17 protein-coding genes are annotated in these 19,482 nt (G+C 58.0%); 14 read left to right on the top strand and 3 right to left on the bottom strand.

What is annotated here, in order from left to right:
- Nucleotides 1-4 precede the first annotated feature (4 nt).
- The 3 genes from HMPREF9451_RS04680 (at nt 5) to HMPREF9451_RS04670 (ending at nt 4,776) form a co-directional block, all read left to right on the top strand.
- Nucleotides 5-988: a hypothetical protein gene (locus HMPREF9451_RS04680; protein WP_009139154.1), complete on the top strand. Its 984-nt coding sequence runs from the start codon at nt 5-7 to the stop codon at nt 986-988.
- A 162-nt stretch (nt 989-1,150) separates the two neighbouring features.
- Nucleotides 1,151-2,983 (top strand): NAD(P)-binding protein, encoded by a 1,833-nt coding sequence (locus HMPREF9451_RS04675; protein ID WP_009139153.1) that lies wholly within the window; start codon nt 1,151-1,153, stop codon nt 2,981-2,983.
- Nucleotides 2,977-4,776, top strand: coding sequence for a [FeFe] hydrogenase, group A (locus tag HMPREF9451_RS04670; protein WP_009139152.1), 1,800 nt, complete (start codon nt 2,977-2,979; stop codon nt 4,774-4,776). Before HMPREF9451_RS04675 ends, HMPREF9451_RS04670 begins: the two co-directional genes overlap by 7 nt.
- A gap of 945 nt (nt 4,777-5,721) precedes the next feature.
- On the opposite strand, the gene gdhA is transcribed toward HMPREF9451_RS04670, so the two are convergent.
- Nucleotides 5,722-7,053, bottom strand: a complete 1,332-nt coding sequence (gene gdhA / locus HMPREF9451_RS04660) for an NADP-specific glutamate dehydrogenase (RefSeq protein ID WP_009139150.1) — start codon at nt 7,051-7,053, stop codon at nt 5,722-5,724.
- Between the two features lie 417 nt (nt 7,054-7,470).
- Here gdhA and HMPREF9451_RS04650 point away from each other — a divergent pair, with 417 nt between their 5' ends.
- Nucleotides 7,471-8,655 carry an AI-2E family transporter gene (locus HMPREF9451_RS04650; RefSeq protein WP_009139149.1) on the top strand — a complete coding sequence of 395 codons (1,185 nt, stop codon included), beginning with the start codon at nt 7,471-7,473 and terminating at the stop codon, nt 8,653-8,655.
- A 93-nt stretch (nt 8,656-8,748) separates the two neighbouring features.
- Here HMPREF9451_RS04650 and HMPREF9451_RS04645 read toward each other — a convergent pair whose 3' ends face one another.
- Nucleotides 8,749-9,510, bottom strand: coding sequence for an AIM24 family protein (locus HMPREF9451_RS04645; RefSeq protein WP_009139148.1), 762 nt, complete (start codon nt 9,508-9,510; stop codon nt 8,749-8,751).
- Between the two features lie 194 nt (nt 9,511-9,704).
- Here HMPREF9451_RS04645 and HMPREF9451_RS04640 point away from each other — a divergent pair, with 194 nt between their 5' ends.
- The 8 genes from HMPREF9451_RS04640 to glf all read left to right on the top strand — a co-directional run bounded on the left by HMPREF9451_RS04640 (nt 9,705) and on the right by glf (nt 15,925).
- On the top strand, nt 9,705-10,379 hold the full coding sequence (locus tag HMPREF9451_RS04640) for a hypothetical protein (protein WP_009139146.1): 675 nt from the start codon (nt 9,705-9,707) through the stop codon (nt 10,377-10,379).
- 2 nt (nt 10,380-10,381) lie between these two features.
- Complete coding sequence (locus HMPREF9451_RS04635) at nt 10,382-10,957, top strand: zinc ribbon domain-containing protein (RefSeq protein WP_009139145.1); 576 nt, start codon at nt 10,382-10,384, stop codon at nt 10,955-10,957.
- A 3-nt stretch (nt 10,958-10,960) separates the two neighbouring features.
- On the top strand, nt 10,961-11,461 hold the full coding sequence (gene rnhA, locus HMPREF9451_RS04630) for a ribonuclease HI (protein ID WP_009139144.1): 501 nt from the start codon (nt 10,961-10,963) through the stop codon (nt 11,459-11,461).
- Nucleotides 11,462-11,814: 353 nt separating this feature from the next.
- A complete protein-coding gene (locus HMPREF9451_RS04625) occupies nt 11,815-12,189 on the top strand; it encodes a GntR family transcriptional regulator (RefSeq protein ID WP_040626505.1) in 375 nt (124 codons plus the stop codon).
- A 120-nt stretch (nt 12,190-12,309) separates the two neighbouring features.
- Nucleotides 12,310-13,203, top strand: a complete 894-nt coding sequence (locus HMPREF9451_RS04620) for an ABC transporter ATP-binding protein (RefSeq protein WP_009139142.1) — start codon at nt 12,310-12,312, stop codon at nt 13,201-13,203.
- Complete coding sequence (locus HMPREF9451_RS04615; RefSeq protein ID WP_009139141.1) at nt 13,200-13,898, top strand: ABC-2 transporter permease; 699 nt, start codon at nt 13,200-13,202, stop codon at nt 13,896-13,898. The genes HMPREF9451_RS04620 and HMPREF9451_RS04615 overlap by 4 nt, the downstream gene beginning before the upstream one ends.
- Before the next feature lie 137 nt (nt 13,899-14,035).
- The gene (locus HMPREF9451_RS04610) at nt 14,036-14,515 is read left to right on the top strand and encodes a universal stress protein (RefSeq protein WP_009139140.1); all 480 of its coding nucleotides are present in this window, start codon (nt 14,036-14,038) and stop codon (nt 14,513-14,515) included.
- Between the two features lie 288 nt (nt 14,516-14,803).
- Nucleotides 14,804-15,925 (top strand): UDP-galactopyranose mutase, encoded by a 1,122-nt coding sequence (gene glf / locus HMPREF9451_RS04605; protein WP_009139139.1) that lies wholly within the window; start codon nt 14,804-14,806, stop codon nt 15,923-15,925.
- Nucleotides 15,926-16,242: 317 nt separating this feature from the next.
- Here glf and HMPREF9451_RS04600 read toward each other — a convergent pair whose 3' ends face one another.
- Complete coding sequence (locus tag HMPREF9451_RS04600; RefSeq protein WP_009139138.1) at nt 16,243-16,692, bottom strand: helix-turn-helix domain-containing protein; 450 nt, start codon at nt 16,690-16,692, stop codon at nt 16,243-16,245.
- A gap of 561 nt (nt 16,693-17,253) precedes the next feature.
- Between HMPREF9451_RS04600 and HMPREF9451_RS04595 the strand changes: the two genes are divergently transcribed.
- Nucleotides 17,254-18,759 carry an AAA family ATPase gene (locus tag HMPREF9451_RS04595; protein WP_009139137.1) on the top strand — a complete coding sequence of 502 codons (1,506 nt, stop codon included), beginning with the start codon at nt 17,254-17,256 and terminating at the stop codon, nt 18,757-18,759.
- A 5-nt stretch (nt 18,760-18,764) separates the two neighbouring features.
- The gene (locus tag HMPREF9451_RS04590) at nt 18,765-19,463 is read left to right on the top strand and encodes a hypothetical protein (RefSeq protein WP_009139136.1); all 699 of its coding nucleotides are present in this window, start codon (nt 18,765-18,767) and stop codon (nt 19,461-19,463) included.
- Nucleotides 19,464-19,482: the final 19 nt, after the last annotated feature.

Genomic DNA, 19,482 nt, shown 5'->3' with positions numbered 1-19,482 from the left:
TGCCATGCAGAAAGACGAGCATATGAAAGACGAAGGCGCCGAAGGCGATCTTTGCCAATGCGAAGAAGAGGCTTTTCGCTGCTCGGAAGAAGCGCGGCGTCTGCTCGAGGCACGCGACCGGTCGGCGGATGGTCACTCTCAGAGAAGGCGGGAGTTCATTGCGCTCGGCGTTTTCGGGGCGCTCGTGCTTGCCGGCTTCGTTATCCTGACGTCTTATATCAATGCGGGGCACAATCTCAACGTGGCCGCCACCAGCATTGACGATATCGCGGGGGATATGACGGGCTACGATGTCGTGCTTTTCGAGGGAACCGCTCTTCCCTCGTCGGATTCGGACGCATCTCCCGATTCGCCGGAGAACGAAGAGGGCGGGTCGGATTCGTCCTCGCAGACGGTCACCCTGGAAGAGGCGCGGACGCATTACAGCGAGAAGAACGCCTCCGTCATGGAAGTCGGTCCCGATTCGTTCCAGGATTACATGACCGGACGCATCGTTATGAAGCAGGGCCATACTTACGGCATTTTCAGTCTGACTCCGGATATGGTCTCCGAGCTGGTTGTCCCCAAACAGACCACCACGAAGACCACCACGACGCAGACCGAGACCTCCCCGGGGATTTTCGGCATCACGAACGAAACGGTCACTACGCGCACGACCGGCGCTTACGACAGCGTTTCCGACATCTTCTCCTCCGTCGACCCGGAATCGGTCGATCCAGGCCTTGTCGAGCATATCCAGGACATCCTCGACCGATTCGCTGCGGCGAAAGTGGATACGGTGATTGCTCTGACAACCGACCCGACGCCGTTTTGCGCGGTCGAAGGCGTGGACGTGGTCATCTCCTTCAAGCGCTGCGACCGCTTTTCCATGGCCGAGACCATCGACGGAACATTGTATTTCGATGCGCCTGAGGTAGGTGACGTCGGCGTTCTCATGATTGCGCCCGGCAATGTGGCGTCGACGAAGGTTCTTACGGAGGTGCCGTAGGACGCGGCGCCTGTTACGTCCGCATTTCCTCGGGTATTGTCGGCTTCTTTGAAGCGACAGCCTGGTAAGATGATGCGTCTCTTACGCTTTCGGATTCGCCGAATGGCTCCGAAAGCGCACAGGCGGGCTTGAACGCCCTATCGTCGACATCCAGGAGGCTTCATGAGCATAGCGAACCCTTCGCCGCAAACGGGATTGTTCGCGGCAATGAGCGGGCAATGCGGGGCGACGGCGCGCCGTCTTGGCGCAACCGCGCGAGGAACGTGTCCCGTGGATATGACGCGTGCGCATGTAGGCGTAGCTCATGCCCAAAGCTGCGGAAAGTGCGTCCCGTGCCGCATCGGCCTTGCGAGCATTTCCGATATGCTCGAGGAAATCATCGACGGGCGCGCGCACGAAGGAGCTCTTGAAGACCTCGAGGAGCTCGCGGAGCATATTCGCGTCAGTTCCGATTGCGCGATCGGATATCAGGCCGCCGAGCAGGCCTTGATAAGCATCCGCGCATTTCGCGAAGACTTCGAGCAGCATATGGCGCACGGCAGCTGCCTGCGCAGCTCGTCTCAAGGGGCGCCCTGCGTGGTGTCGTGCCCTGCCCATGTGGACGTTCCGGGCTATATCGCCCTTACGGCCGCAGGTCGCTTCGACGACGCGGTCGAGCTTATCAGAAAAGACAACCCGTTTCCTTCCGCTTGCGCGTACGTCTGCGAGCATCCGTGCGAGCACACGTGTCGTCGGGCCATGGTGGATGACGCCGTGAACATCCGCGGCCTGAAGCGCTACGCGGTGGACCACGCCTTTCGTCCTCGCGATGTGCGCCGCCTCGCTTCGACCGGCAAGCGAGTCGCCGTCGTAGGGGCCGGCCCGTCGGGTCTTTCTGCCGCGTACTACCTGGCACGGCTTGGGCATCGGGTCGATGTTTACGAGCGCCTCGAAAAGGCGGGCGGCATGCTTCGCTACGGAATTCCGAACTATCGCTTTCCGAAAGATATCCTCGACGAAGAAGTGCGCTCGATCGAACAGGCGGGCGTTGAGATTCATTGCGGCGTAGAAGTGGGCACGGACATATCGCTTTCCGAGCTCAGGAGCCAATTCGATGCGGTGTATGTGGCCATCGGCGCTCACGGCGATAAGAAGGTCGGCATGCCGGGCGAGGACGCTCGGGGCGTGGTGTCCGCTGTGCAGCTCCTGAGGGAGGTGGCGCAGGGCCGTCCATACGATTGGCGCGGAAAGAAGGTCTGCATCGTTGGCGGCGGCAACGTTGCCATGGATGCTGCGCGCACAGCCGTCCGCTTGGGGGCCGATCGCGTGACCGTGGTGTATCGCCGACGCGTGGCGGACATGACGGCGCTCGCGGAGGAGATCGAGGGCGCCGTTGCCGACGGATGCCATATCGCCGACCTGATGGCTCCTTTGCGCATAGAATGCAACGGCGAGGGCGAAGCTGTTTCGCTTGTGGTGCAGCCCCAGATTATCGGTCCCGTCAAAGGGGGCAGGCCTTCTCCCATGCCGGCCGATCGCGACGAGACGGCGTTGCCGTGCGATGTGGTGGTCGTGGCCATCGGACAGGAGATTCAGGCCTGTTCGTTTGAAAAAGAAGGAATGACGTGCAAGCGAGGGTCTTTCTTCGTCGAAGAAGACCTGAGCGCCGTTGCCATGGAGGGCATCTACGCAGGCGGCGATTGCATGAGGGGTCCTGCAACGGCGATTCTGGCTATCGCCGACGGTCAGACCGCAGCCAAAACGATCGATCGCGACCTGGGATTTCATCGCGAGCTCGTTTTGGATATCGACCTTCCTCCCGTCCGCCTCGAAGACCGCATAGCCTGCGGCCGCGCTGTTTTGGGCGAGCGTCCCGGCGAGGAACGCCGACGGGATTTCGAATTGGTCGAATACGGTTTCTCCGATCGCGAAATGCGCCAGGAGGCGGCGCGTTGTCTGAACTGCGATCATTTCGGGTGCGGAATCTTGCGCAAGGAAGGAAGGCTCGCATGGTAGGGAATATGGAGAAAGACGCATGCCGCGTCCAGTCCGATGCCTCGAAGGTCTGCGTGACCATCGACGATATAGAAGTGAGCGTTCCTCGTTCGGCAACGGTGCTCGAGGCGGCGCGCATCGCGGGGGTGGACATACCCACGCTGTGTTATCTCGAGCTTTATAACGAAATAGGTGCATGCCGTATATGCCTCGTCGAAGTCGAGGGCATAGACCATCTGGTGGCCGCGTGCAACAGTCCCGTGTTCGACGGGATGAAAGTCCGCACCGATACGCAGCGCGTGCGTTCTTCGCGCAAGATGAACCTGAAGCTCATTCTCTCGCGTCACGACCGACGCTGCCCCACATGCTTTCGAAACGGAACATGCCGCCTGCAGGAGCTCGCCGACACCATGGGTATCCATGAGGTTTCGTTTAAGACTTCGTTTGACGAGTCTCCCGTCGACGATCGCTACCCCTTGGTGAAAGAGCCTGCGAAGTGCATCTCCTGCTTGCGATGCGTCTCGGTGTGCTCGAAGGTGCAGGCCCTGTCTGTGTGGGGGCTTGTGGACTCCGGCTCGCGCAGTCGCGTCGACGCGGTGGCGAAGGACGACTGCTCCTACTGCGGGCAGTGCATCACGCATTGCCCTGTTGGGGCCCTGCATGAGCGCAGCGACGTCTCGCGCGTGTTCGACGCCATAGACGACCCCGAGATCACCACTATCGCCCAGATCGCCCCGTCCGTGCGAACCTCCTGGCATGAGGGGCTCGGCCTTGCGAAGGACAAGGCGAGCGTTGGGCGTATGGTGGCTGCCGTAAAAAGCCTGGGCTTCGATTACGTCTTCGACACCGACTTCGCCGCAGATGTCACCATCATGGAAGAAGGCAGCGAGCTGCTTGACCGTTTGGGCAAAGGCGGCGATGGCCCCATGTTCACGTCGTGCTGCCCGGGTTGGGTCCGCTTTCTCAAGGCGCGATACCCGGAACTTGTCTCGAAGCTTTCCACGACGAAATCGCCCCAGCAGATTTTCGGCGCCTTGGCGAAGACGTACTATGCGAAGCTTCTCGGCGTAGACCCGTCTCGTCTTTTCGTCGTGTCATACATGCCCTGCGTCGCCAAGAAAGCGGAATGTGCATATCCGGGCATGGACGCCGCAGGAACCGGCTTCGACGTTGACGCGGTTTTGACGGTGCGCGAGCTGACGAGACAGATTAAATCGAGATTCTTGAACGTTGGGCTTCTCGAAGAACGCGACTTCGACGCTCCGCTCGGCATCGCCTCGGGAGCCGGCCATATCTTCGGCGTGACGGGCGGTGTCATGGAGGCGGCATTGCGTTCCGCCTATTATCTGGTTGCGGGAAAGAACCCTCAGCCGGATGCCTTCAAGGAAATTCGCCACGAAGGCGCCGAATTCGGCTGGCGCGAAAAGACTTTCGACCTTGCGGGGCGCTCGCTGCGCATTGCCATCGCGAGCGGTCTTTCCAACGCCGACGCGCTTTGCGCCGCCATACAACGCGGAGACGTACATTACGATTTCGTCGAGGTTATGGCGTGCCCGGGAGGGTGCGCGGGAGGCGGCGGGCAGCCGATCCATGAAGGAAGGGAGCTTGCTGCGGAGCGCGGAGGCGTTCTGCGGGCGATCGACGCGAAGAGTGCTATTCGGTTCAGCCATGAAAACCCTGCGGTCCAGGCTTGCTACGAAACGTTTTTGGAGAAGCCTTTATCGGAGCTGGCCGAAGAACTGCTCCATAGCGACCATGTCGATTGGTCCATGCCTTGTGCGGTCTGCTCCGACGGAACGATTGCGTCCCGCTAGCGTTTTTTCTACGTGAAGCAAGAGGGCGATGCGGATCCGCATCGCCCTCTTGCTTGCCATCTCTCCTGCTTTCAGGTCGTGGTTTTGCCTTCTTATCCACGAATCCTTCATAAATGAGAAGAAAAGCGCATTGGATTGGTCGAGTGAGGAAAAACTTTATGAAAAACGGCTTCCAATCTTTCGCAGTATGCAGGAAAACTGCATGTATGCATCGTAAAAAATAATATATGACCTGGGATTATAGTGAGTTTTAACAAGCTTATAAGACCTATTGATTACAATTATGCAAACAAGTGAATGTTATAAATAAAAACTGGCCGTTTAACCCCTCGAATTTTCGTTTGTTCGGTGATACCATGGCGCCATCGGCAGGGAAGGATTTGCTAGACCAAAGGAGTGATCAGAATGACCGAACGTGAAGCAACCTTGAAGACGGCTTGCACCCCTGTACTGTATACCATCGCATCTATCTGGGCTCTTTCGTGTATTGGAGTTATTGCTCTTCTTATTTTGGGAGCATTCTAGGAGTTGGTATTCAGTCGCCTACGTTCGGTATGCTCTCTGATTTCACGTAGTACCTGTGCCGATATGCGTGAAATTGCATAGAAATGGCGTCTTGATTCATGACGAATGAAAACCGGAAGTGTCGCCCGGTTTTCGGATAGATTGCAACTCGCAAAAACCCTTCCGTTCGGAAGGGTTTTTCTTGTCTTCGGCGGCGTGCTGACCCTCGTTCGTAACGGTTGCGTGTCAATTCGTGCATCTCAAGCAACGGCCTGGCTCGAAGGGGCATGGAGGCGTCTGCGCCTGCGGCAGGCAACGGGGAAAGCCCCGCGCACACGAGGTCTTCGGCGCGCAGCAGCCTGACGCCTCATAAAGAAAACGGACGCGCCGCGAGTGCGGTGCGTCCGTTTGGATAAGGCGATGGAAGACGATGCTTCGGAATTAGACGATGCCCTGGGCCATCATGGCGTTGGCAAGCTTGTTGAAGCCCGCGATGTTCGCGCCTACGACGTAGTTGCCAGGAGCGCCCACCTCGTTGGCTGCATCGTTGGATGCGTGGAAAATGTTGACCATGATGCCGTTGAGCTTGGCGTCTACTTCGTCGAAGCTCCAGGAAAGGCGCTCGGAATTCTGGCTCATTTCAAGACCGGACGTTGCAACGCCGCCTGCGTTGGATGCTTTGCCGGGGAAGAATGCGACGCCTGCTTGCTGGAGATACTCGGTGGCATCGAGCGTGGTGGGCATGTTCGCGCCCTCGGCTACGATCTTGCAGCCGTTGTTGACCAGGTTCTTCGCATCCTCAATGAAGAGCTCGTTTTGCGTCGCGCAGGGAAGCGCAATGTCGCAGGGGATGCTCCAGACGCCGCGGCCGTCGTTGTATACGGAACCGGGGACGCGCTTCGCGTATTCGGAGATGCGGGCGCGCTCCACCTCTTTGATTTGCTTGACGACATCGAGTTTGATGCCTTCGGGATCGTGAATCCAGCCGGTGGAGTCGCTCATCGTGACCACCTTTGCGCCGAGCTGCTGAGCCTTCTCGGTTGCGTAGATGGCAACGTTGCCGGCGCCGGAGACGCAGACGGTCTTGCCTTCGAAGGAATCGTTTTTCTGAGCGAGCAGCTCCTGAACCAGGTAGACGAGGCCGTAGCCGGTTGCTTCGGTGCGGGCGAGCGAGCCGCCGAAGGACAGGCCCTTGCCGGTGAGCACGCCGGTCCACTCGTTGCGCAGACGCTTGTACTGGCCGAACATGTAGCCTACCTCGCGGCCGCCGACGCCGATGTCACCCGCGGGAACGTCGGTATCAGCGCCAATGTGGCGGGAGAGCTCGGTCATAAAGCTCTGGCAGAAGCGCATGACCTCTGCGTCGGATTTGCCCTTCGGGTCGAAGTCGGCGCCGCCCTTGCCGCCGCCCATAGGCAGCGTGGTCAGGCTGTTCTTAAAGCACTGCTCGAAGCCGAGGAACTTGATGATGGACAGGTTGACGGAGGGGTGGAAGCGCACGCCGCCCTTATAGGGGCCCAGGGCGCTGTTGTACTGCACGCGGTAGCCGCGGTTGACCTGCACATGGCCTGCGTCGTCAACCCAGGGAACGCGGAACATCACGACGCGCTCGGGCTCCACCATGCGCTCGAGAAGCCCTGCTTCTTCGTATTCGGGATGAGCTGCCAAAGCGGGTTCGATAGAGGTCAAAACCTCGGTGACGGCCTGGATGAATTCCGGTTCATTGGGGTTTTTCGCCTTCACCTGTTCGATGACGCGTGCTGCGTAAGACATGCTGCCTCCTGCGATATTGAAGGTATTGAGGCGCTGTAGTGCGCCTCCTTGTACTGCCAAAGCAGATTAAAGCACGTTTGTTTCTACGATGTTACGACGGCGTGACGCAGGGGTAAAACGACGCAGCGAATGGTGTAGCGGGCGTCTTTATCCGTTTGCTGCGTCGTTTGACGGTCGATTCGGGCGGCGTCTTTTCGGTCGCATTCAGACTTTCGGCTTCCCAAGATTTCATTCGTGCAACGCTTCGCCTTCTCGAGGGGAATCTGCGTTACCATAATGCGCTAAGACCGCGCAGAGCGCAGCTTCGCAAAGGTGCGAAGGCTTTCGGCGCTTCGCGGACGGCATGAAGATAGGCGTTTCGGGCCGGGCCCCGCATGGGCGCGAAGGACGCATGGGTAGTGGCAAGGGCGGTAGCGTATGGAGAACAAGCATCGGGAAGAAAATCGCAATTTCGATATGCGCGCCATTCGAACGGTTGCCGTTGGTGTGGGGCTTTTCTTCGTCGCCGCGTTGGCGCTGCAGTATTCCGACCAGCTGTTCGCCGCTTTGGGACTCGCGTGGATCGCGGTCATGCCGCTTCTTCTGGGATGCGTGTTCGCGTTTCTTGTGAATCTTATTATGGCGCGCCTCGAGCGCGTCTACTTCCCCCGTTCGACGAAGAAAATAGTCGCCTCATCGCGGCGTATCGTGTGTCTCATCGGGTCGTTTCTCATTATCGGCGCCGTTATCGCCGTCATCGTCAACCTTGTGTTTCCGGAGCTGAAAGCGTCCACGGGCGTCATCAAGACGGGTGTCGCCAAGGTGGCGGGGGATTTCTACGGCTGGGCGTCGCAGAACCTCGATTCCATCATGGGTTCCATAGACTCCGCAAGCCTCGAAAGCCTGGAGCGGAGCTTCACCGATCTGATGGCGAGCCTTTCGAGCGGGGATTCCTCGAGCGTTGTATCCATGCTCGAATCGGTGTTCTCAACGGCGGGGTCAATTCTTCACAACGTTTTCGCGGTCGTGGTGGCTCTGGTGTTTTGCCTGTACATCCTTCTCGATAAAGAGCGCGTCGTCAAAGGAGCGAATTCGGCTCTTGACCTGTTCATGCCCGCCTCTGCCGCTGCTTCGGTGCGTCGTGCGGCGCATGTGGCCAATCAGGCGTTTTCCCGCTTCATCACGGGGCAGTGCATAGAAGCCGTTATCCTCGGAACGCTGTGCGCCATCGGCATGGGCGTTTTCGGAATGCCCTACGCGCTGGCCATCGGAGCATGCGTGGGCCTGACGGCGCTGGTTCCCGTATTCGGTGCATGGCTCGGCGGGGCGATCGGATTCCTCATGATTTTGACGGTCGACCCCATGCAGGCTGTCTGGTTCATCGTCTTCCTCGTTGTTTTGCAGCAGCTTGAGACGCATCTGATTTATCCCAACGTGGTGGGGGCTTCGGTCGGCCTTCCGGGCATCTGGGTGTTTTCCGCCGTGCTTGTGGGCGGCGCCTTGTTCGGCGTGCTGGGCATGTTCCTGGGTGTTCCCGCGGTCGCCACTATCCGTACGCTCGCAATCGAGCGCGCGACCATCGTGCGCAAGAGGCGCGCCGACGAAAAGGCGGAAGAGGCGTAAATCAGCAAAGGGCGCCGAATGGCGTCGGCGCCCTTGCACTGAATTCGCGTTTGCTCCATGCCGTTTCGGGAAAGCCGGCCGGGGCGGAGCTTTCTAGTACGTCGTGGGAGCGAGCAGGACCTTGCCCGTGCCTCGGTAAACGTTCACCAGGCCTTCGCCCGAAGCGGCCGACCCGATGAGCGACTTGCCTGATCGCTCCACGGTGAAGCTGAGCGATCCGCTCCAGGCCAGTGCCATGTTTCCGTCCACCTTGAGCTCGTCGTTGTCAAGCGTGACTTCGATGAGCTCTTCTTTCGGGCAGGGTGATTCCAGGCACAGTGCGCCATAACCTTGGATTCCCAGGTTGAAAAGCCCTTCGTTGCCAGCCACGGCGGAGGATATGTTGCTGCGCATGACCGCCTTGTGCTGCAGACTGGAATAGCACGCCAGGAACAAGCCGTCGTCGAGCACGATGGAATTGCCCCAGTCGGCCACGTCGAGCACGATGATGTAACGATACGTGGGCTCGAGCACCAAAAGACCGGTTCCTTCGTACTCGGGTTTGATGGCCGATTCGCCGGTCACGCTTCCGCGCAAGGCTTTCCCGAAGAAATCGCCCGCGCCTTTCACGCCGGTGTTGGTGTTGACGTTGCCGACCGACCACTGCATGGCTCCTGCCTGCACGGTGATGGGGGCTTGGCTCAGGTCGCAGATGACCTGGCGACGTCGTACGTTCATCTCGCTTGCGAAATACGCGGTGATGGCGGATGATTCGGTGACGCTCAAGTCGCGCTTCCATTCGATGACCTTGAAGGCGCCGAATTCGACGAGGACGTTGACGTCGTCGTTTTCAGTGAAATTGCTGATCTGATACATGGGTCCACCTTTGAGAGGAAATATGGCGAAGCGCGTCATTTTGCATGCGTGCTTCTCTGTCGCGTTAAGCATATCATGCCGTTTTGCTAAGATTTGCCGCATGGATCGCGAATCGGTCGATTGCCGTGCGATTGCGTTCGTCGTGCTGGGAGCTGCGGCGGTGTCATTCTAAAAACACGAAAAGGAATTGTCATATGGGCATACTGTTTATTCTTGTTGCCGTCATCGGCATCGTTTCCTGGGGCATCGTCAAAAGCGACGAGCTTTCGGGGTTGGGCAGGCAGGCGAAGGCGGGCTCGTTGCGCCATCCTCACGGGAGGCTTAAGCAGGTGTATTGCGAGCATCCTCCCGTGCTCAGGCCTTTCGCTGCGCGTCTGCGCAGCGTGCTGCCTGTCGTTACGGTCCCGCTGGTCGTCGTCATATCGCTGGGCGCTTTGGCTCTGGAGCACGCGGGTGTGCTTTTCGGCGTCGTGGCGGTCGATTTCTTGTCTTCGGGCGCGGGTGTCCTGCTTGTCGCGGGGGAATGCCTGCTGCACCTTGCGAAGCCCGCGCAAAGCTTTGCGAACTACATCGTGTTGCTCGTGGCCGGCATCGTGGCGGCTACCGTGCTTGGAGTGCCGGTTCTTGCTGTGGGCGGGCATGATTTCACCGTCGGTTTCGAGGCGGCCTATCTGCTCGCGAACGCTGCCGGCTTCGCCGTCGGGTGCTCTGCTGCCGCGGCGCTTATGGAGGAGCCGGTACGTTTCGAGCGACGCTTTGAAGACGGAGCCGAAAGCTCGGTCAAAATTTCTCCTCGCAGCGCGGCCTATCGCGCATACGAGGCTTTGATGGTCGATGAACGCGCCTGGAACGCAGGCAGGAAGGAATAGCCATGGGAATCTGGGATAACGTAAGCTCCATGCTCGGCAAGGGGGCCGATGCCGCGGGGCGTTTCGCGAACGCTACGAATCTGAAGTTCAAGCTGGGCGAGGAGCAGCGCAAGAGGCGCGATCTTGCGGCCGAATTGGGGGAGAGCCTGTATGAGACGGTGGCGGCGAATCCTTCGCTGGCGGTCGGTCGCGAGCGAATTCTCGCCGATATGGCGGCATGCGACGCCGAGATAGCCCGCATCAAAGAAGAGGTCGACCGCATCGCCCAAGAAAACGAAGCCCTCAAGGCCGAGGCCGTCTCCTATTCGTGTCCTGTGTGCGGGAGCACGCTTGCCCGCAATGCACGTTTCTGCTCCACGTGCGGAACTCCGCTTGCGCCCTTGTCTTCCGACGGCTGGGTTTCTCAGTCCGACGAAGCCGCAGAGAACAAGGCCCAGCAGCCCGGCTCCTGGCAAGAGCCTTCTTGTCAGGATGCGTCCCGACAGCCTGCGCCTTCGGTCCAGCAGCCCGGGCCGACGTATGTGTCCGTGGAGACTTCCCAGCCGCAACCTTCCCGGGATGAAGAGGGAGGCCGCTAGTCCATGCGCGTGACGATTTACACCGACGGTGCCGCACGCGGCAACCCCGGGCCTGGCGGCTACGGCGCCGTCATGCACTATGTGGACCCTGCGGGAAACCTTCACGTGAAGGAGTTGACGGAGGGATTTCGCCGCACCACCAATAACCGCATGGAGCTTTTGGGTGTCATCGTAGCGCTCGAGTGCCTTCGCCGCCCCTGCACGATCGATCTGTACTCCGATTCGAAGTACGTCGTGGACGCGTTCAACCAGCACTGGGTGGACGGATGGCTCAAGCGCGGGTGGAAGAACGCGAAGAAGGAACCGGTGAAAAACGCCGATCTGTGGAAGCGTCTTCTGGAGGCGAAGAAGAACCACCAGGTGACGTTTCATTGGGTCAAGGGGCACGCCGGCCACCCTGAGAACGAGCGCTGCGACGAGCTTGCCACCGGATCGGCGGATGGCGGCGGGCCTCTGCTTGTGGACGAAGGCTTCGAACGGTCTACCGACGCTCTTTTCGGGTAGGCAGCGTCGGACGCGCGTCTCTACAAGGCCGGGCGCGTCCGGTCTTGTGCACCTGTGCGGAATCGCTGCAGGGTCGTCTTTGCGCGATGACTTGCCCGAACATTGCAGGTGGCTGTATCCGTCGTTTTGCGTCTGACAAAGCAATCCCCGTTTCTCGCACGTCGAGAAGCGGGGATTTTTTTGCAGCGGGCCATCTTGCCAACTGTATATGGTGTGTATATACTGTACTTATAGGGTATATACACTTGGTCTGCGGACGACGCATCCATGGACCGCGCCCGGACGAGGGGCGCTTCGTCCGGGCGCAGCGCGATAAGGCGGTGCGCACCGCCTTGCGAGAGATGGGAGTTTCGTTGGACATCGTCATTTCCAATGCAAGCAGCAAGCCGATATATGAGCAGATCGTGTTGCAGATGAAAGACGCTATTCTTTCGGGCGAGCTTGAGGAGGGGGCCTTGCTTCCTTCCATCCGTTCGCTCGCGGGCGATCTTCGCATCAGCGTTATTACGACGAAGCGCGCCTATGCCGAACTCGAAGCGCAAGGCTTCATCGAGACCGTGCAAGGTAAGGGCAGCTTCGTCGCCGGCGGCAATACGGAGCTTCTGCGCGAAGAGCGTCTTCGTCATATAGAAGAGCTGCTTGGACGTGCGGTGCAGGAAGCGCAGGGCATCGGTCTTGGCCTCGACGAGGTAAAAGACATGCTTGATGCCGTCTCTCAGTCGGAATGAGCCGATTGGCCCTGCCGCTTCGCCCGTTTCTCAGGCGTGCGCTTTTCGACGAGGCTGCCTTTCTGCATGCAAGGATATTTCCTGGGCGATGGCCCAACTGTATACGAAGGAAGTACTGCCATGGGCGATTTGATTTGTATTTCCGGCGTCACGAAGCACTACGGCGACGATTTCGCGCTGCGCGATGTGAACCTGAGCGTTCCGCGCGGCTGCGTGACCGGGTTCGTCGGGGCGAACGGCGCGGGCAAGACCACCACGATCAAGGCGATTCTCGGGCTGGTGTCGATCGAGTCCGGTTCCATCGAGCTTTTCGGGGAGCCGTTCGGGATGAATGCGGACGGGGAAAGGAGCCGCCGCGCGAAAGAGAGAATCGGCGTCGTTTTCGACACCTGCCCGTACGTGGGCGAGCTGTCCGTCAAGATGGCGGGACGCATCATGGCCGCCAGTTATTCATCCTGGGATGCGGGGCGCTTTGCGGATTATCTGCGGAGGTTTTCCCTCGATCCCAAGAAGAAGGTCAAAGACCTTTCGCGCGGCATGGGCATGAAGCTGCAGCTTGCGTGCGCTCTGGCGCACGACCCCGAGCTTCTGATCCTTGACGAGGCCACGGCGGGACTTGACCCGCTGGCGCGCGATGAAATTCTCGATATGCTGCGCGATTACATGAAAGACGAGCGCCGCGGCATCCTCATGTCGAGCCATATCACTACCGACCTTGAGAAAATCGCCGACACCGTGGCGTGCATAGATAACGGGCGCATCGTGTTCGATATGGAGAAAGACCTGATAACGGACATGGCGGGCATCGGGCGCTGCCGCGCGGCGGATTACGAGCGCGTGCTGGCGAGCGGCCGATACGCTCCGGGAGAGCTGCGCGTCATGCGCAATGCCTACGGAGTGGACCTGCTGGTAGCCGACCGTTTCGCCTTCGCACAGCAGTTTCCCGAGATAGCCTGCGACAAGGCGAGTATCGAAGACTACATGCAGCTCGTTTTGAAAGGGGACATCCGATGAAGGCCGCGTTTCTCTCCGAATTCCTCACTGCCCGCAACGTCTTGTCTCAATCGGCGGTCATATACGTTGTCGTGGCGGCTGTCTTGGGAATCTCCATGCAGAGCGTGGTCGCGCTGGTGGCCGCCATCTCGGCTATGACTCCGTTTCTCATGCTGTTCACGTTCTGCGCGTACGACTCCATGAACGGGTGGGAGCGCTTCCGCGCGACTCTGCCCATCTCTCGCTGCGAGCTTGTCGTCAGCCGCTATGCAAACGTGCTGCTTTCTTCGGTCGTCATGTTCTTGCTGGGGTGGGCTTTGGCGTGTCTGATAAGCGGCATGGCGCCGCTGCTTCCCTTGGAGGAGGGAATGCGCGCGAGCCTGTCTTCCGAGTTCGATCCAGGACTGCTTGCCATCGCGGGGCTTATGGGGCTCTCCCTTATGACGGCGGTCGTTGCCCTTTTCCTTCCGTTTGCGCTGCGCTACGGGCTTACGAAGGCGATGCGCGTCGTTCCCGTGGTTATGGTGATGCTCATTCCCGTTTCCATAGCGCTTCTGAAGCAGTTTCCCAGCGGCGCCGACGTGCTGGTTCGCATCGGCGGCTGGCTCGATGCGAACCTCGTCGCGGGTGGCGTGGCCTTTGCGGCGGCGGCGCTTGTCGTCTATGCGGCAAGCTGCTGCGTGGCGGTGAGCGTCTATCGCAGAAAAGAGCTGTGATAAATGCAAGGGATTGCGTCTTGCGGGCATTACGGTCGAGCGCACGAAGCGCTACCATGGTCTATGACAAAGCGGCTTTCTTAAGTTGCACCATTGCGGAATCCGGGCGGTGCGCTCGGCGAATGAGAGGGGGAGCTATGAAGCTCGAAACCATCTTGGTTCCCTATGACGGATCGGAGCAGGCGAAGCGTGCGCTCGAGTACGCGAAAGACTTGGCGGCTATTGCCGGCGGCGCATGCTGCGTTCGCGCGGTGCATGTCATGCCTTCCGACCTGATCAACGAGAAGGATCTCGACGGAAGCTCGCTTGAGGGTGTGCCTTTGGGTCTGCTTGGCCGCGAAGAGTACCAGGGCCTGCTCAACAAGGTGGTCGATCGCGCGCGCGAACGCGTGAAGGAAGGCCTGCAGGATGTCATCGACGAAATGGGCGATTCCCTCGTCGTCGATGTGATCGCCGATCCTTCTGCCGTGGACGCTTTGGTCTATTACGCCAAGAAGCACGATGCCGATCTGATCGTCATGGGTCGCCGCGGCCTGGGCGGTTTGCGCGGTATGCTCGGCAGCGTGAGCTACGGCGTGCTGCACGGGGCAGACATTCCGGTGCTCACGGTGAAATAGCGCTTGTAGAAAAACGCATCTAGCAAGTTGGATTCAAATCGCTGATTGCCCAACCGCGGGATGCTACGCAATAAGGCGGCGTCGGTCTCATCGGTGCCGCCTTTGCATTTGCGCGCATGCCGGGATTCTGCCTTCCTTTCTCCTTTTCCGCCTCCATCCTCTGCTGAGGGGTTGAGAAGTGCCCGCCGTGTGAAGCGTTCGTTTTCTCGAAGCCGAGCGGTTATAATGAACGGGTTTGAATGAAGCGCGTATGGCGCGCGTGCCATCGTTACACGATTGGAGCGAATCATGTCCGATTCCCATTACGATTACCTTGTTGTCGGCGCAGGCCTGACGGGCGCCGTTTTCGCCCATGAAGCCCACAAGCTCGGCAAGACCTGCCTGGTCATCGATCGCCGCGACCATATTGCGGGCAACATCTACACGGAAGAGGTCGAGGGCATCAACGTGCACAAGTACGGCGCCCATATCTTCCACACCTCCCTGGTCAACGTGTGGGAATACGTGAATCAGTTCGCCGAGTTCAACAACTACGTCAACTCGCCCGTTGCCCTGTACAAGGGAACCACGTACAACATGCCGTTCAACATGAACACCTTCTCCAAGATGTGGGACGGCGTCGTAACCCCTGCGCAGGCCAAGGCGAAGATTGCAGAGCAGATTGCTGCCGAGGGCATCGGCGAGCCCTCCAACCTCGAAGAGCAGGCGCTTTCCCTGGTCGGTCGCGATATCTTCGAAGCGCTGGTGAAGGGCTATACGGAAAAGCAGTGGGGCCGCGACTGCAAAGACCTGCCCGCATCCATTATCAAGCGCCTTCCGTGCCGTTTCACCTATGACAACAACTACTTCAACGACCGCTTCCAGGGCATTCCCATGGGCGGCTACACTAAGATGGTCGAGCGCATGCTCGAAGGCGTGGAGGTTCGCTTGGGCGTCGAGTACAAAGACCTTATTGCCGAGCAGCCCAAGATTGCGGACCGCACCATTTACTGCGGCCCTGTTGATGCGTTCTACGACTTTAAACTGGGCACGCTGGAATACCGTTCGCTTCGCTTTGAGAGCGAAATCCTCGAAGAGGAAAACCACCAGGGCGTTGCCGTGGTGAACTACACCGAGCGCGAGGTGCCTTGGACCCGCATCATCGAGCATAAGCACTTCGAGTACGGCACCCAGCCGAAGACCGTCGTCACGCGCGAATATCCCGCCGACTGGGCGCCGGGCGACGAGCCGTACTATCCGCTCAACAACGAGAAGAACGAAGCGCTGTACGCGCAGTACAAAGAGCTTGCCGAGCAGGAAGGATCCGTGGTCTTCGCGGGACGCCTGGGTGGTTATAAGTATTACGACATGGATAAATGCATCGCCGCAGCGTTCGACCTGGTGAAAGCAGAGCTTGGCGTAGAGCTGTAGTTAGAATGTGGGGTCGGGCGGCTTCTGGGAGGCGCCCGACCTTTTTTGAGCCACGCGTGGCACGACCCCTTTCGGCCCACAGGTGGCGCGACCCTTTTTGGGTCGCAGATGGCAATTATTTTCGTTTTCCTGGCGTGCGGCTTCGCTATTCAAATCTAGTTTTTGCAAAATACCTGGTCATGGGCTTGTTGTTCTGGCTGTGCCGATCGTTCCTCCGATTCATGGGTGCGCATTGGCCGCGAAAGAGGCTTCTGGACCTTGGTTTTGCCAGGAAAACGAAAAAAAGTGGCAAAAAGGCCGCGGAATATGGTCGCCGGTTATCCCTCGATCGCTTCGGGACGTTTCGGACGCCCTGGCTTGGGGTTTTCGGCCAGGCGCGCTTCGATCGATTGGCGCAAGACCATTCTCCTGCTTCCTTCTTTCCAAGAGGTCAGCTTCCCCGATTCGCACATCTGGGCCACGCGAGCGGAGCTTACGCCGAGCATGCGCGCCGCATCTGCCGCCGTGACGGCATCGGTGCGGGAGAGGTCGCAATCGACCGAAACGACGACCACACGTCCTCCGTGCGATGGTGTGCCGTTGAGCCTTCCGCCTTGCATGAGCCTTCCGTGCGCCATGGAATCGAGTGCGGTTTCGCGCAGCCAGTTGCTAGCGGACTTTACGGCGTCTTCGAACGATTCTCCGAACGTGCCGCCTTCCATGTCGAGCGGTTCTGCGATAAAGAAACCGTCGTTTTCGTAAATCTCGAATTCTCGGATGTATATCATGGCGTTCTCCTAAACTGCTGATGTGCCCGATTATCTGAGGCCCGCCTGACGCAGAATCCTTTTTTGCAATCTCGTCGGGTATTTCGCGATGCCTTTTCACCATTACGGTAATCTTTCCGTTGGTGAAATGCTCATGGTTCGTTCCCCCATTCGACCAAAACCCGCTGTTTTCTAGTTATCGAACCAGACCTTTCGGTCATCTCTTTCCTTCTATCATAATTAATATTAATAAAAGCTAAGTAATAATTATGCAAAGTATTAGCTCTTGTTAATACTTTTGATGTTTTTAGGATTTGGGAGTCAAGAACGCATAGTACTTCTTGGCTCTTTCGGAGAATTTACCCAGACATATTTCGAATCTGACACAATTCAGACGCTTGGTCGGTATCCGAGGTGGATGGCGCGCTCGAGGCCGATCTGGCGTATATTGCGAACCATTTAGGTTTTTCTATTAGCATATTTCTCAAAATGCGTATTATTCTAATAGAGTTGTAAAAACGGTTACAGAAAGTTCCCGAATTAACGCTATTTGCATCGTATTTTAATCAAGAGGTGATATCCATGATCCGTATGGGCAGGGTGGTATTGAGGAATTTCAAAAACACCGAATACGGCTCCATCGCCTTTCCCACGTTTTCGAAGACGATTTCCGAAGGCTTGCAAGGCCCCGACATCGTAGGCATCTACGGCCAGAACGGATCGGGCAAAACATCGGTCATCGATGCCATGGGCGTTCTCAAATGCCTCATGGCGGGGGAGGCGTTGCCGTCCCGGGTGTTCGACTTCCTTCCGTGTGATGGGAAATCTTTCGGCATCGAGCTTGAGTTTCTTCTGGATCAAAGCAAGGGGCGGGTGCTTCCCGGCGGCGGCGTCGATTGCGGTGATAACGAAACGTCCGGGGGTCCTTGGTTGCTGTCGTATGAAGTCGAGGTTGCGAGAGACGAAGGCGTCGGGTTCTACGTTGCGGCCGAACGCCTGAAAGCAAAGGATTCATCCTCCTCTCGCGCGGCAACCGTCATCTTGGATGTGCGGGTGGAGAGGAGGGGCCGAGATTTTCTCCGTCTTGACTGCAGCCCTTCCGGAAACTGGGGGGCGCTGTTCTCGGGCAGAAAGCGCGATCAGTCGGAATTCGATCTGGCTCTTCATCTTGCCAACGAGCGTAATATGTCGATGGTTTTCTCGAAGTCCGTGTTTAGCCGCATTGAGTCTCTGTACAATTCGATGGCTGATGATATGGAGCTTCTTTCCAAGCGATCGGAGTCTGCATTCCACAGAATTCTTGAGCCTTACATTTTTCTCGTTCCCGAAATAGCGTATAACGCCATTGATAATATGGTGGTGCTTTCTACGTCTTCTCATGCGGAGGTGGTGCTTAACTACCTGCATATAAGGTCGAACTCCGCAATGCTCGGCGGCGGGTCCCATAGCGATTTCCGGATGAATTTGCTCGCCCCTTCTGTCTTGAAGGAATCGAGAGTGGCTTCTTTCAAGGGGGTAATCGCTGGAATCAATATGGTCTTGGATTCTTTTCTTCCTGGGTTTTCTCTGTTGGTGAACGACCTTGGAAGAGAAACCATGGAAGACGGCGCAACGGGGGTTCGCGTCGAGGTTCTTTCGAAGCGCGGCGAAGCGGTAATACCTCTGCGTTGTGAATCCGAAGGCGTGAAAAAGCTTGTTTCCATCACGAATCTTCTTGTGGGCGTTTACAACAATCCGTCTGCATTTCTTGCGGTGGACGAGCTTGACTCGGGTATTTTCGAATACCTTCTCGGGCAAATCATTGAGACCATGTCACAGTATGCCAGGGGTCAGCTTCTTTTCACCGCCCATAACCTCTATCCGCTCGAAAAGCTCAATGCGAAATCCGTCGTTTTCTCTACCGCGAACCCTTCCAACCGTTTCATCACAATGACCGGAATCAAGACGAACCATAACTTGCGGGATGTGTATCTACGCGATCTTGAGCTTGGCGGGCAGAAGGAGCCGATGTATCGAGGGACGAATCGATATGAAATAGACAACGCGTTCTACGAGGCCGGCCAGGCCATGGCGGAATTGGACGGGTAGCTGCTATGGCGAGGAAGAAGGTTTTGCTGTTTGTCGTGGAGGGTCCGACCGAAGAACTTGCCCTGGGTCTTATTCTTACGCGATTGTTTTCCGCGCAAAACGAAGTGCGTTTCGAAATAATGCATGGAGACATAACGACGCAGTGGGGAATTGGCGGCCGCGGGTCGTCGGATGATGCTGCTTTCAACGTTGGCGAGCGTTTGCGTAAGAGCGTAATCGATTACTTGGGCCAAACGTCTCCACGGCTTTCATGGAGAGACCTTGGCGCCATCATCCAAATCACCGACACGGATTCGGCCTTTGTGCCCGATGAAGAGGTTTCTTGCGATGAAGGACATCGGGGCGATATTCTCGATAGGAACCATATGAAACAGAAGTCGGTGCGCAGGCTTTTGGGGAGGTCGTCATTGACGTATCAAAAGCGTTCGGTTCCTTATGCGCTGTACTACTTTTCTCGGAATATGGAGCATGCCTTAAGCAACAGGGAGGGCGAATGCTCGGAAGGGGAGAAGGTTGATCTTGCTCGGGCTTTCAGGCGGCGCTATAAGGATGACCTGCAGGGATTCTTGGATTTCCTCGATACGCTGCTTCCATCAAGGGCTTTCGCCGAAACATGGGAGTATGTGTTCGAGGGCGCGAATTCCCGGAAGAGATGCTCGAACCTGCGTCTTGCGCTGCCGGATGCGGGTTCTGGGCTGAATTAGCCGAACGCTTCCGACATTG

The organism is Slackia piriformis YIT 12062 (assembly GCF_000296445.1).
GTDB lineage: Bacteria > Actinomycetota > Coriobacteriia > Coriobacteriales > Eggerthellaceae > Slackia > Slackia piriformis.
This window is presented reverse-complemented; position numbering and strand designations above follow the sequence as displayed.